This window comes from Klebsiella sp. B345, from assembly GCF_051131735.1.
GTDB lineage: Bacteria > Pseudomonadota > Gammaproteobacteria > Enterobacterales > Enterobacteriaceae > Klebsiella.
Genome location: NZ_CP180443.1, coordinates 515641 through 528680, shown reverse-complemented (window position 1 = coordinate 528680; position 13040 = coordinate 515641). Strand labels below are relative to the sequence as shown.

Annotated in this window: 15 protein-coding genes; 6 read left to right on the top strand and 9 right to left on the bottom strand. The window is 57.1% G+C overall.

The window, feature by feature from the left end:
* Positions 1 to 109 precede the first annotated feature (109 nt).
* The 3 genes from tam to ACMYSO_RS02400 all read right to left on the bottom strand — a co-directional run bounded on the left by tam (position 110) and on the right by ACMYSO_RS02400 (position 2767).
* Positions 110 to 871, bottom strand: coding sequence for a trans-aconitate 2-methyltransferase (gene tam / locus ACMYSO_RS02410; protein WP_434669091.1), 762 nt, complete (start codon positions 869 to 871; stop codon positions 110 to 112).
* A gap of 186 nt (positions 872 to 1057) precedes the next feature.
* Positions 1058 to 1348, bottom strand: coding sequence for a hypothetical protein (locus tag ACMYSO_RS02405; RefSeq protein WP_123754392.1), 291 nt, complete (start codon positions 1346 to 1348; stop codon positions 1058 to 1060).
* A 228-nt stretch (positions 1349 to 1576) separates the two neighbouring features.
* Positions 1577 to 2767: an MFS transporter gene (locus ACMYSO_RS02400; RefSeq protein ID WP_434669090.1), complete on the bottom strand. Its 1191-nt coding sequence runs from the start codon at positions 2765 to 2767 to the stop codon at positions 1577 to 1579.
* 191 nt (positions 2768 to 2958) lie between these two features.
* On the opposite strand from ACMYSO_RS02400, the gene ACMYSO_RS02395 reads away from it, so the two are divergent.
* The 4 genes from ACMYSO_RS02395 (at position 2959) to ACMYSO_RS02380 (ending at position 5946) form a co-directional block, all read left to right on the top strand.
* Entirely contained in the window at positions 2959 to 3405 is a 447-nt protein-coding gene (locus tag ACMYSO_RS02395) for a glyoxalase (RefSeq protein ID WP_434669089.1), read from the top strand.
* Positions 3402 to 3947: a GNAT family N-acetyltransferase gene (locus ACMYSO_RS02390; protein ID WP_434669088.1), complete on the top strand. Its 546-nt coding sequence runs from the start codon at positions 3402 to 3404 to the stop codon at positions 3945 to 3947. Before ACMYSO_RS02395 ends, ACMYSO_RS02390 begins: the two co-directional genes overlap by 4 nt.
* Positions 3948 to 4052: 105 nt before the next feature.
* The gene (locus ACMYSO_RS02385; RefSeq protein WP_434584637.1) at positions 4053 to 4673 is read left to right on the top strand and encodes a LysE family translocator; all 621 of its coding nucleotides are present in this window, start codon (positions 4053 to 4055) and stop codon (positions 4671 to 4673) included.
* A 91-nt stretch (positions 4674 to 4764) separates the two neighbouring features.
* Complete coding sequence (locus ACMYSO_RS02380) at positions 4765 to 5946, top strand: YbfB/YjiJ family MFS transporter (protein ID WP_434669087.1); 1182 nt, start codon at positions 4765 to 4767, stop codon at positions 5944 to 5946.
* Between the two features lie 6 nt (positions 5947 to 5952).
* On the opposite strand, the gene ACMYSO_RS02375 is transcribed toward ACMYSO_RS02380, so the two are convergent.
* Positions 5953 to 6795: a LysR family transcriptional regulator gene (locus tag ACMYSO_RS02375; protein WP_434669086.1), complete on the bottom strand. Its 843-nt coding sequence runs from the start codon at positions 6793 to 6795 to the stop codon at positions 5953 to 5955.
* 91 nt (positions 6796 to 6886) lie between these two features.
* Here ACMYSO_RS02375 and ACMYSO_RS02370 point away from each other — a divergent pair, with 91 nt between their 5' ends.
* Positions 6887 to 7954 (top strand): NAD(P)H-dependent flavin oxidoreductase, encoded by a 1068-nt coding sequence (locus tag ACMYSO_RS02370; protein ID WP_434670717.1) that lies wholly within the window; start codon positions 6887 to 6889, stop codon positions 7952 to 7954.
* A 45-nt stretch (positions 7955 to 7999) separates the two neighbouring features.
* Here the strand turns inward: ACMYSO_RS02370 and ACMYSO_RS02365 are convergent, their stop codons facing one another.
* The 4 genes from ACMYSO_RS02365 to ACMYSO_RS02350 are packed head-to-tail and all read right to left on the bottom strand — an operon-like array spanning position 8000 to position 11303.
* Positions 8000 to 8659, bottom strand: a complete 660-nt coding sequence (locus ACMYSO_RS02365) for a methionine ABC transporter permease (protein ID WP_434670716.1) — start codon at positions 8657 to 8659, stop codon at positions 8000 to 8002.
* The gene (locus tag ACMYSO_RS02360) at positions 8656 to 9447 is read right to left on the bottom strand and encodes a methionine ABC transporter ATP-binding protein (RefSeq protein ID WP_434669085.1); all 792 of its coding nucleotides are present in this window, start codon (positions 9445 to 9447) and stop codon (positions 8656 to 8658) included. The genes ACMYSO_RS02365 and ACMYSO_RS02360 overlap by 4 nt, the downstream gene beginning before the upstream one ends.
* Entirely contained in the window at positions 9444 to 10250 is an 807-nt protein-coding gene (locus ACMYSO_RS02355; RefSeq protein WP_434669084.1) for a MetQ/NlpA family ABC transporter substrate-binding protein, read from the bottom strand. The genes ACMYSO_RS02360 and ACMYSO_RS02355 overlap by 4 nt, the downstream gene beginning before the upstream one ends.
* A gap of 24 nt (positions 10251 to 10274) precedes the next feature.
* Entirely contained in the window at positions 10275 to 11303 is a 1029-nt protein-coding gene (locus ACMYSO_RS02350) for an isopenicillin N synthase family dioxygenase (RefSeq protein WP_434669083.1), read from the bottom strand.
* A gap of 389 nt (positions 11304 to 11692) precedes the next feature.
* On the opposite strand from ACMYSO_RS02350, the gene ACMYSO_RS02345 reads away from it, so the two are divergent.
* Positions 11693 to 11971, top strand: coding sequence for a VF530 family DNA-binding protein (locus ACMYSO_RS02345; protein WP_434669082.1), 279 nt, complete (start codon positions 11693 to 11695; stop codon positions 11969 to 11971).
* 30 nt (positions 11972 to 12001) lie between these two features.
* Here ACMYSO_RS02345 and ACMYSO_RS02340 read toward each other — a convergent pair whose 3' ends face one another.
* Complete coding sequence (locus tag ACMYSO_RS02340) at positions 12002 to 12949, bottom strand: AraC family transcriptional regulator (protein ID WP_434669081.1); 948 nt, start codon at positions 12947 to 12949, stop codon at positions 12002 to 12004.
* Between the last annotated feature and the right edge of the window lie 91 nt (positions 12950 to 13040).

Below are 13040 nucleotides of genomic sequence, written 5' to 3'. Positions count from 1 at the left end.
TATGTTTCTGTCACTGCTGGCCACCGCGTGGGATCTCTCACTGGTGCACCATCTTTCCTGGTAAACCTGCCATCCGGCGCCATCCCGGCGCCGTTGTTGCGATCTTTTGTCAGACGCCGTTTTTGCGCGCCACGATAAACAGGCGCGGGAATAGCAGCAGCACCTTTCCGTTACACTGTAACGGGTAGTGTTGCTGCAGTAACCCCAGATAGTGCTGAAGAAACGCTTCGCGTTGTTCGTTATCAAGCGGTTGCAGATATGGGCGTAACCCGGTCGATTGCAGCCAGTCGATTATCGCCTGGTGAGATGCCAGAGGGTGATAATAGGTGGTGCGCCAGATATCAACCTCGCAGCCGCTGCGGGTCAGAATATCGTAGTAGGCCTGAGCCGACGGCAGCGGATGGCGTCCGCTCTCTGCAAACCCCAACGCCTGTGCCGTCTGTCGCATCAGCGTATGGGACGGTTCCTGCCAGTTGTCCGGCATCTGTACCGCCAGCAGACCATGCTGTGCAAGCTGACTGACCAACTGGGGGAACAGCGTTTCATGGTCCGTCAACCACTGCAGCGACGCGTTCGCATAGATAAGATCGGCCGGACGTTCAGGCTGATAATCGCGAATGTCGGCGGTGACAAAGCGGCAGGACGGCAGGGCCTGCGCCGCTTCTTCCAGCATCGCCGGTGAATTATCTACGCCGACAATGGCAGCTTCTGGCCAGGCATGATGTAGCAAGGCGGTACTGTTTCCCGGCCCACAGCCCAAATCAACAGCAAAAGTCACCGGCTGGTCGGCAATGCGGGACACTAATTCTGCCGCAGGGCGAGTACGTTCGGCACCAAACTTCAGATATAACGAGGGATTCCAGTCTGCCATGCATGTCTCCGGATACAATTAATGTCGTTCATCAGCATAGAGGGCAATGACCAAAGGTAAAACGCATTTAGTGTTGCTGATTATTGTTACCGATGCGGGTGATTAAAAGTGACGGCGTCACGTTATTCGCATCGCTAGACGTATTTGACGGCAAGAGAAGCCGGAGAACCCGGCTTTGAGGAGAGACTATTCGCTGTCTTTGAGGGTTTCGGCTCGTTTTGCTGTGGCATAGACAAAATCCAGCATCGGTTCCAGATCGGTGTCATAACCAGCCTGAATGATTTTTCCGCGCAACCACTCAATTTCGCTGGTGATATCCGGGTGGAAAATGTTGTTGTCCTGAGCTTTACGTAACCACTTCAGCAGAAAGTTATTCTTTCCCCTGACGCCACCTGATTTTTTTGATTTTCCATGTATTTTCAGCGCGACCAGAATGCAGTAATAGAAATGAACACGCTGATTAAAACTTTGATGCATTTGCGTATTTCCTGCCAGACTCAGGGACTCACTGTACAGGCCAGTGATTCGGATTGGGCCACGTAGCGGGCCTGGATCGTTGTCCTGCGATCTCTGTTATTTCACCCGTTACGCCAGTACACCTGTTACCAGATGTGACGGGGATGTTGGCACGGATGCAGAATCCCCGTCAATGAGTGATTATTTTTTTGCCGGTATCACGCTTCGTTGATGACCGACGCGCGTACTTTATGCCGGGTACAAACTGGCACGTTGTTGCCGGTATACGCGAAAAATCAGAATAAATGCCAGCATCACGACCACCGCGGCCAGAAGATAAATGGTATCCAGTGCGTAATACCCGGCTACCCAGCCGGCCACCGGCCCGGTCAGCCCCAGCGCTAAATCGAGAAAGGCCGAATAGGTGCCCAGCGCGGTGCCCTGATTTTGCTCCTCAACCTGGCGTACCGCTTCAACCCCCAGCGCCGGGAACACCAACGAGAAGCCGGAACCGGTCAGCAGGGCGCCAAAACCGGCAATCCATGCAGAAGGGGCCAGCCAGATGATCACCAGCCCCGCACACTCCACGGCAAAACAGACCAGCGAGACGCGCACGCCGCCATAACGGGTGATCATATTGCCGGCGACCAACCGAATGCAGATGAACCCGACGCTAAACAGTGACAACGTAAAGGCCGCGCCTTGCCACTGATGGGCGGAAAAGTAGAGCGTAATAAAGGTCGCGATAACCCCAAATCCAACCGTGCCCAGCGCCAGGCCCAGACCGTAGGGCCAGATTTTACGGACCACCACATGGAATGGCGCGCGCACGCCCGCCGTCACGCTGACATCCTGGCGCGTACGGGCAAAGAGCAGGCCAACAAACGCCACCACCACAACCACGACCGCAAAGCCGCTGATGCCAAAATAGCTGTTCAGCAATACGCCCAGCGGCGCACCCACCGCCATTGCGACATAGGTCGCCACGCCGTTCCACGAGATCACCCGTGCGGTATGTACCGCCCCGACGGTTTTAATTCCCCACAACGTGGCCCCGGTGGCGGTAAAGCTTTCGCCGACGCCGAGAAAAACGCGGCCAATCAGCAATGCGCCAATTGCCAGCAGCGGCGTCGACTGCAAGCCTACGGCAATCAGCGTAAACAGCCCGCTCAGCAGGCAGCAGACGATCCCGAAACTGACCACTTTTTTGGGGCCCCATATATCCGTATATCGTCCGGCGTGCGGACGACTGAACAGGGTTGAAATGTACTGCAGGCTGATGACTACCCCGGCGATAAGCGTGCTGTAGCCCAGTTGATAATGGATATAGCCGGGCAGCACGGCGAGCGGAAGCCCGATCGACAAATAGCAGATGCAGGTGAATACGACGATCGAAATGATGCGCAGATTAAGCTGAGTATTGCTGACTGAAGAGGTCATAACGCCATGACATTGAAACAAAGGGGCGTTCAGCATAGCGCAGACCCACCCGCCGGGACGAGTAAAGGATGCGTTTTTAGCCGAACCCACCAAAATTCGCATTACGACAAGACGAATCTGTGCAAGTCCGGGTTTTCACTGTATATATTTTCTTTCTGCCTTATCGGCTTGCTCCTTATCGAGGAGGGAATATGACTGAAGATTTAGCGCAAAGTGATGTGCTGTTTGTGGCGGGCTTTGGCCCGATTACGCAGAACAGCGCTGACAGCCAATCGTTTTATTGTGACGCGCTGGGGCTTCCCTTGAAGCCGATGCCCGGCAACTCAGACTACCTGTTAACTGAACAGGATGCGCTGCCCGGGGTGAAACATTTTGCTCTCTGGCCGCTGGCCCAGGCGGCGATGTCCTGCTTTGGTCAGAAACAGTGGCCCGCCGAAGTCACGGTGCCCCAGGCGTGGATTGAGTTCGAAGTGCGCGATATTGCGCTCGCCACTGATCAACTGCTCGCTAAGGGTTATCAACTGCTGATAGCCAATCGGGTAGAGCCATGGGGACAGACGGTCACGCGGCTGCTCAGCCCGGAAGGGCTGCTGACCGGCCTGACCATCACGCCATGGCTGCGCGAGGAGGTATCGTGAATGCTCCGCGCTTTACCACCGACAGGCTACTGCTGGTTCCGCTGGTCAAAGATGATGCCGTCCAGATCCAGGCGGTCTTTCCGCAATGGGAAATTGTGCGCTATCTGGCGGCCAGTTTTCCCTGGCCGTTCCCCGACGATGGGGCCTCGCGCTTTGTAAACACGATTGCCTTACCACAGGCGGAAAAGGGTAGCGGTTGGTTCTGGACGATACGTCGCAAGGAGGCACCTGAGCAGATTATTGGCCTGATTACGTTGTCCGATCAGCCGGATAATCATCGCGGATTCTGGCTCGACCCCGCCTGGCAGCGCCAGGGATTGATGACCGAAGCTTGCCGTTGTGTCACCGATTTCTGGTTTAACACCCTGCATCGTGAGGTTCTGCGCGCGCCAAAAGCCAGTGATAATAAAGGCTCCTGCAAAATGTCGATAAAGAGTGGGATGCGGCTGATCCGCGTAGAGAAAAAGCAGTTTATCGCCGGCGAACTGGATGCGGAATTGTGGGAAATTACCCGCGAGGAGTGGAACCGCCTGACGCACTAATAGCATGCCGTCCGTCGTGACGATGGCAACGGGCGGCTGCTGACATTTCGCTATTGCTGGCGCAGGCCGTTTTCCATAGAATCATTGTTTTCGGAGAAAGAGTACATGTCCGTCGCCGATGCCCTTCTGGCTTATTCCTTAGCCGCCTTGCTGTTGACCCTCACCCCAGGCCTTGATACAGCGCTGATTCTTCGTACCTCCAGCGTTGAAGGCGGTAAGAAAGCGTTTCAGGCCGCACTGGGTATTGATACCGGCTGCTTTATCTGGGGCGCCATCGTCGCGTTTGGACTGGGGGCGCTACTCGCCGCCTCGGAAATGGCTTATAACCTGCTGAAGTGGTGCGGTGCGGCCTACCTGTGTTGGTTGGGGATACAGCTTTTGCTTCGTCCGCGGCAAAGCTTTGATACCCGGCCCGGTACACCGACGACAACCAACAACTGGTTTGTCAAAGGGATGCTTGGCAATGTGCTGAACCCCAAGATGGGGGTCTTCTACGTCTCCTTTCTGCCGCAGTTTATCCCCACCGGCCATTCGCCGGTGATCTGGACCTTCTTGCTGGTCGCGATCCATGTGCTGATAGGCACGTTGTGGTCATTAACCCTAATTCTGGCGACGCGCTACGCCTCCGGCGTATTAAAAAAACCGCCCGTTGTTCGCTGGATGGATCGCGTCACCGGCGGGGTGTTTATGCTCTTTGCCGCCCGTCTGGCGTTAAGCAGCCGCTGATCGGGTTACCTTTCCGTCATATTTCGCCCGGCAACGAAGTGTTTTTGTGGGGCTCCGCTACAGTTGGGTTTTCACATCACAGAGACAGAGTATGAATGTGCGTAAACCTCGGGCGGAACCTCAGGCTTTTCTGCTGGCGCTGGCCGCTTCAGCAGTGCTGATTATCGGGATGGGATTCGGGCGTTTTGCCTATACCGGTATTCTTCCGGTCATGCTGAGTGAGCAGACCCTCTCGCTTAGCCAGGGAAACTTCGCGGCATCGGTCAACTACGCGGGCTACCTGCTGGGGGCGCTGCTGCTCTCAAAAGCCCGACCGGCTGACAGCACGTGGCTGAGCCTGGTCTCGGTCGGACTCACTCTGGTGTGCCTGGCGCTGCTGGCCTGGGTCACCACGCCGCTGGCGATCATCGTGGTCCGTGGTATCGCCGGGATCCTGAGCGCGGTGACGCTGATTGCTGCCTCACTGTGGCTGCTCCAGCATATGAAACAGTACCACGGAGCGCCGGTGCTCTATTCCGGCGTCGGGATGGGGATATTCTTATCCGCCGAGATTATCGCGCTCGGTAAAGCGTGGGCGCTCTCCAGCCCGCAGATATGGCTTGTTTGCGCGGTCAGCGCAACAATCCTGTTGCTGCTGGTCGTACGTCTGTTGCTGACGCCTGCACCCGAAATGCCGCACACATCATCAGCGCAGGCGGAAACCGTCTTAACAGCGGGGCAAGGGCAAACCGCCGGAGCCTGGACATTACTGCTGGTGTACGGTCTTGCAGGGTTTGGTTACATCATTACCGCGACCTATCTGCCATTGTTTTTGTCAGGCTCGTTGGGCGGGGTGGACCCGGTACAAATTTGGGCGCTGTTTGGCCTTGCGGCGGTACCATCGTGCTTTATCTGGCACAAACTGGTAGTTAAATTCGGCTATCGTCGGGCATTGACAGGCAATCTGCTGGTTCAGGCAACGGGCGTCATTCTGCCGGCCTGGCACCCCTCGTTAGGACTGTGCTTGCTGAGCGCGCTGCTGGTTGGCTTTACCTTTATGGGGACGGTGACCATCGCGCTGCCGCAGGCCAGACGTCTGAACCACCTGGTCAGCTTCAATATGATCGCTGCCATGACGGCGCTGTACGGGGTCGGGCAAATCGTCGGGCCGCTGGTGGCCGGTACGCTCCATCGGCTGAGTGGTTCCTTCAGTCTGTCGTTGATCGCGGCGTCCGCAGCGCTGTTTTTGGCAGCGGGGTTGGTGGTGCTGCCGCAAACGCCTCGTCGCGATTAACTTGCATCAACCATCGGTGGCAAGGGCCATAATGTGCCGTAATTCAGTTAGCGCAGGAGAGCCGTAGCCTCGACGCCAGATCAGTTGGGTGCGTGCCAGTTTAATCGCTTGCAGTTGGCTGCCCTGCGGCAACGCCATGAGTTCAATAACGCTTAGCGGCAGGATCCCGGCATAACCGCCGGAGGCCACACAGGCGATCATCGCCTGATACGAGCCGACATCCTGAATATCGACGTGCTCACCGGCGACAAAATGCGCCTCGGCGATCGCCCGGTAACTACAGCCGCGCGGGAAGACCGCCAACCGGATGCGGCCGGCCTTTTCTGGGGTGACCAGCATCAACTGTTCGACATAGAGTTCCGCAAATTCGATCTCCGCCGGACTGGCGGGCTCATCGTCGGCCGACAGCGGTAAACTGACCAGCGCGCAGTCGAGGGTGGCGTTTAACACCTGCTCGATTAACGGCTGGGTCGGCATCACCTGTAGCGTCAGTTCAACCTGCGGGCACGCTGTCCGGAATGCCGGGAGTCGTGGCATCAGCCGGCTGATCGCTGCCGCTTCCATCGAACCCAGGCGTAGGCTTCCTGCCGGTGTCGCCGGATGCAGCGCCTGTTTCGCCTCATCCGCCAGGCTCAGGATCCGCTGGGCGTAATCGAGGAAGCAGTTGCCGGCAGCGGAGAGCACCATTTTTTTATTCCCCCGCACGAACAGCTCGACCCCGAGTTCCTCTTCCAGCTGCTGGATCCGGGTGGTGATGTTCGATTGCGCACGGCCTAACTTTTTCGCCGCCAGGGTAATACTTTGCTCCTGGGCCACCATTTTAAATATCTGCAACGTGGTGTGGTTCATAGTTTTGATTCTTAAAATGGAAATGATATTGATATTAACATCTCAAAAAGAGAAGTTAAGTATCCGCTATCACATCTTCAGACAGGTTCCCATCATGAATCGCCTCACCCAGCTCATTGATATTGCCTATCCCATTATCCAGGCGCCGATGGCCGGCGTCTCAACCCCGGCGCTGGCCGCCGCGGTGAGTAACGCTGGCGGCCTGGGGTCGCTGGGATTAGGCGCCTCTACGGTGGCGCAGGCGGAAGCGCTGATCAACGCCACCCGCCAGCAGACCACGCAGCCCTTTAACGTCAATCTGTTTTGTCATGCGCCGGCGCAGCGAGATTCACAGCGGGAAGCCCGGTGGATCGCGGCGCTCCAGCCGTATTTCACCCGTTTTGGCAGCGAGCCGCCGCAAATGCTGGCAGAAATCTATGATAGCTTTCTCGGGCATCAGCCGATGGCCGAACTGCTGCTCGATCTTGCACCTGCGGTGGTCAGTTTTCACTTCGGCGTGGCGGACAAGACCCTGGTTCGCCGCCTGCAGGAGAAAGGCGTGGTGACCATGGCCAGCGCCACCAGCGTCGCGGAGGCGCAGCTGATCGCCACTCAGGGGATTGATATCGTGATTGCTCAGGGCTATGAGGCGGGCGGTCACCGCGGGATCTTCGACCCACAGAGCGACGATCGGCAGCTGCGGACGGAAGCCTTGGTTCAGGCGATTAGCCGCGCTGTATCGCTACCAGTGGTAGCCGCCGGCGGGATCATGGATGGCGCAGGTATTCGTCACATGATGCAACTGGGGGCGCAAGGCGCTCAACTGGGCACCGCGTTCCTGCTTTGTCCGGAATCTTCGTCGGATGCCGGATATCGTCAGGCGCTGACGCGCCAGCCCACGCCGCCAACGGTGCTGACCAGCGCGATTTCCGGCCGTCCTGCGCGCTGCATTGATAACGCATTTTGCGAGCTAGGACGCCAGTTCGCCGCGTCAGCCGTCCCCGCGTATCCCGTGGCCTACGATGCGGGCAAAGCGCTGGCTAGTGCGGCAAAAGCGACGGGCGAGCAGGGGTTTGGCGCCCACTGGGCCGGGGAGAACGTCGGGATGATCCGTGCGCTACCGGCAGCGGAACTGATGCGCGCGCTCATTCTCGAATGTGGTTTTACGATAGCGCAATAGTGACGATTCAGGCGAATATGTCACTATTGCGAACGCGTGTGAGATTCAGCGGCGGTGGGCCAGTCGGCGCACAAGACGGTCACCTGCCATTTGCACGCCTTGTACCATCGCTACCAGAATCAATACCGTGCCCACCATCACTTCATTATTAAAGCGCTGATAACCATAACGAATTGCCAGGTCTCCCAGTCCACCACCGCCAATGACACCCGCCATAGAGGAGAAGCCAATCAACATCACGATGGTCAACGTAATACCGGCCAGCAAGGTCGGCAGAGCTTCAGGTAGCAATGATTTAACGATCACATGCCAGACATTGCCGCCCATCGACAAGATCGCCTCGATGCGCCCGTCATCCACCTCATCCAGTGCATTTTCCGTCAGCCGGGCGAAAAAGGGGAATGCGCCGATAGTCACCGGTACCACGGCTGCGGTACTGCCGAGCGTGGTGCCGATAATCAGACGGGTAAACGGGATCAGTGCAATAAGCAGCACGATAAACGGCAGTGAACGGCCAAAATTGATTATCGCCCCCAGCAGCGCATTGACTTTCGGCATTGGCAACAGCCCATTTTTGCGCGAAACAAACAGTACCACCCCGGTTGGAAGACCGAGCAGCACCGTAAACAGCGCGGCCAGACTGACCATATACGCGGTCTCCAGCGTTCCCCCAAGCAGCAGAGGCCAGAGATCGTCCCAGCTCATGCGACTGTGCATAATGGCCTCCGGTGAAAACCGTGACGTGCAAGAAAATCACGCTCCGTTTGCGGGTCGTGAAGCAAGGACTGACGCAGCTTCGACCATGGAGCCGCCAGCAGTTCGGCTATACTCCCGCTTTCGACAATCTCGCCATTTTCCAGTAGCGCGGCATGGTCGCACAAGGTTTTGACCACTTCCAGTTCGTGGGTGATCAGCACAATGGTCAGGTGCAGACGGCGGTTAATATCCGCGAGCAGCGCCAGTACCGAAGCGGTTGTTTCAGGATCCAACGCGCTGGTTGCCTCGTCGCACAGTAGGACATCCGGCCTTGCCGCCAACGCTCTGGCAATACCAACGCGTTGCTTTTGTCCTCCGGATAGCTGAGAAGGGAAGGCCTGCGCTTTATCGCTCAGGCCCACCAGTTCCAGTAGCTCAGCCACCCGTTCCTGACGTGCGGCTTTATCCACACCGGCTATTTCCAGCGGCACCGCAATATTGTCGGCGACGCTGCGGGAATGCAGCAGATTAAAATGCTGAAAGATCATGCCAGTACGCAAGCGATAAGCGCGCAGGGCGACTTTATCCATCTGCGTAATATCATGCCCGTTCACAATAATGCGGCCCCTGTTGGGCCGCTCCAGCAGATTCAGACAGCGGATCAGCGTACTTTTCCCTGCGCCGCTACGCCCGAGAATGCCGTAAACGGCACCCTTTGGAATATGCAGGGAAACCTCGTTCAGTGCCGGTCGGCCTGTTCCGGCATAAGTTTTACTCAGCCCGATGACCTCAATCATGATTGTGGGGCTACAGGGATCACTGAACCGTTATACTGTTTGCGAATAAAGTCAGCTACTTGCGGAGATGTCAGGTCTTTTGCCAGCTGTTTAATTCGCGGGTCGTTAGCCAGCGACGGATTGGTGACCAGAATATTGGCGTACGGGTTATGGTTGGCGCTTTCCAGACCCAGGGCGTCTTTGGCAGGCGAGAGCCCGGCCTCCAGCGCATAGTTACCGTTGATCACCGCCAGATCGACATCGTCCAACGACCGCGGGATCTGTGGGGATTCAATTTCGATAATCTTCAGATGTTTTGGGTTTTCCACAATATCTTTTGGCGTCGCCAGCGTGGTGGCCGGATCGGTGAATGTGGCCGCCAGTTTGATCAAGCCCTGGCTTTGCAATAAGAACAGAGCCCGGCTCAGGTTGGTGGTGTTGTTCGGGACCGCGACGGTGGCGTTTTCCGGCAATGAGGTGAAGTCTTTGTGCTTACGCGAATAGATGCCCAGCGGTTCGATATGCACCGTAGCGGCAACGGCAAAGGTTTTACCCAGCGCTTTTTCCTGATCTTTCAAATAGGGCACGTGCTGAAAATAGTTCGCATCCACGTCACCGTTCGCCAGCAGTTCATTTGCATTCACCCCGCTGGTCAGTTCGATGACCTTCAGGTCCAGACTCGGATCGATTTTCTTGATGTAATTGAGTATTTCCGCATGCGGAACCGGGTCTGCGGCAATACGGAGGGCGGCGGCCTGCGCGGATGTCCATGCCAGAGACAGAGACAGAGCAATCCCTGCCAGTTTAAAAGCGGCGTTTTTCATGGTGTTTTCCTTCTGTTTTTAGTTTTAAACGATGAATTGCTCAGTGTGTTCGCGCACGACATCCTGGTAGTAACGTTCAGCGACATCCGGGTGCGAGCGCAGGCGCCCCTTGAGATAATTCCAGCCCACTTCACGCAGTAGCGGATTGTGCGGATCGCTGTCCGGACCGCGCGCTTCCTGCGCCAGCTCCGGTGCCAGGGTATAGACGGGGACGGTGGCATCCAGTTGCGCACCGAGAAAAAAGGCAATAGAGAGTCGTTGCTGATGCGCCGGAGGGGACACCACGCGATGAACGGTGGCGCGCAGATAGCCATTTGTGGCCAGCTCCAGTAGTTCACCAATGTTGACGACAAAACTGCCCGCCAGTGGCGTGGCATCGATCCAGAGACCCGGGGCCACTTCCACCTGTAGCCCTTTTTGCTCATCCTGAAGCAGAAAACTGAGGAACCCGGAATCTTTATGCGCCCCGACTCCCTGCTGGCTTTGCGTCTCATGCTGGCCTGGATAGCGGATCAGCTTAATGTGTTCGTTGGGCTTATCACCGTACAAGGCATCAAAGGCGTTGTCAGGCAGCGCCAGCGCTTCGGCAAAGGCGCGTAGCAAGGTTGTACCAACCTGCGTCATGGCGCGTTGCCAGCTCAGCAGCGTGGGTTTGAGTTCCGGCAGGGCCTGTGGCCACAGGTTGGGCCCCTGTAGACGTTGCCAGCGTGGTGCGTCATGTGTCAGCTGCAGCGCCGGGCGTTCGGCGCCAATATCGAACTGTTCGCGCCAGTCCGGCTGACTACGTGTCAGTTCCGACGCGGCGCGGTTATAACCACGAAAGTGAGGGGAGTGAATCATCGCCACTGACTGCTTTTGCTCGTCAGACAGTGCAAAAAAACGGCGGGATTGCTGCTGGACCGCATGCTGCAACGCGGCATCGACGCCATGATTGGTCAAATAAAAGAAGCCGATCTCGCGTGCGGCATGACGCAGGTCAGCTAAAAAAGCCGGTTTCTCAGCAGGATCGGCGTAGCGCGCCAGATCGAGAAGGGGCAATGTGGTGGCGTTCATTGTGTGCTCCGAAAACAGCGTTCAGGGAATATCGTTTGTTCAGATTCAGCGGGTGGGGACAACAACAACGCATGATGATTTCCTCAGTCAGGGGGTTGAGCACAGCTTGCCGCAACGGGAAATAATCAACCAATAACGTTCTTTTCTAATTTATTACCGGGTGGGGTTCTGTGCTTTTGCGAAAAATGGATATATGCCCGCCATACTTCAGGCTGCATATGCTCTGGCTGCGCTCGCGTCCCCCAGTCACTTACCGCTGTCAGCTTCTGAGCATTGGTGGCCTGAATTATTTAGGCTATAGGTGGGCAGAGATCTTGTGCGCCTTGCGCCGGGCGGGCGTAGCCAGTATGGTGTGCGGCATTTCTCTGGTATCAGGAACACACATCGTAATGCAGCCTTCGAAAGATCCTCTTCACGGCGTCACCCTTGAGGCCCTGCTGAATGCCCTGGTGGCAAAATATGGCTGGGCCGAGCTGGCAAAACGGATCAACATCAACTGTTTTAAGAGCGACCCGAGCATCAAATCGAGCCTGAAGTTTTTGCGCCGCACGCCATGGGCGCGCAAAGAGGTTGAGGAACTCTATATTGATTCGCTGGATGAGCCAGCGCCTGAGCACACCGCGCCCCCGGCCGATAATCCGTGGGCCAACTGGCAGAATAAGAAATAATAGCGGGGCGCCCACCGGCGCCAGGCGGGTTTACTGCGCCGCTTCGCCGCGCAGCGCGCCCGGTGCTTTACCGGTAATGCGTTTAAAGGCCCGGCTGAAGGCCGCGAGCGAGCTGTAACCCAGCCTGAAGGCCACTTTCTCCAGCGCCTGACCTTCCTGGGAAATATACTGCACCGCCAGCCGCATTCGCAGATCCGTCAGATATCGCGCGGGGGTGGTGCCGGTGGCGGCGAGGAAGCGTTCGGCGAAAACGGATCTGGAGGTCCCGGCCTCGCGGGCAAGGGCTTCAACCTTCCAGTTCACGCCCGGCTGCTGATGCATGGCGTAGATAGCCCTGGCCAGTCGGGGATCGCGCAGCACCTGCACCCAGCCCGTCGCGTTGCCGCAACCACACTCGACCCAACCGCGGACGATCAGTGCCGCCACCACATCGGCCAGGCGTGCCAGAATCCCGGCATAGCCTGCCTGACGGGTGAGTGACTCCCGTTCCATTGCTAGCAGCAGCGGGTGAATTTCAGGCCAGGTTTTTAACAGCCGACTCACCAGCATGACTTCCGGCATCGCGTTGACCAGCGGCTGCATACCCCCCAGTTCAAAATCCATACATCCACTGAAGATAACGGTCTTGTCCGCCGTTTGGCAGGCGCTTTCGTCCTTGACGCAGCAGACGGTATTACATACCGGCTCGCTGGCAAGCTGCATCACGTCAATCACCGGCGCCTGCGTATCGGACATAAAGGTGTGGCTCCCACCGTTGGGAATAAACAGCGCGTCGCCGCTCTCCAGCGTGAACTGCTCGCCGCTGGCCATCTGCAACTGCACCGGACCACGGCTGACAAAGTGGAACTGGGCTCTGCCCGCTACCGCGTTGAAGGTGACGCCGAACGGAGCGCCAAGTTCGATACGACGGTAATGGACGCCGGAAAGGCGCATGCCGCGCAGGAGTTCACTGGTGAGGTCGATAGGCTGGCGAGTCATCAAAACAATCCCGGACGAATTATCAATAATTGCAGAGTATGCATCATAGATCGTCCGAACGGAAACCCCTACGCTTGTCGCAATGTTAATT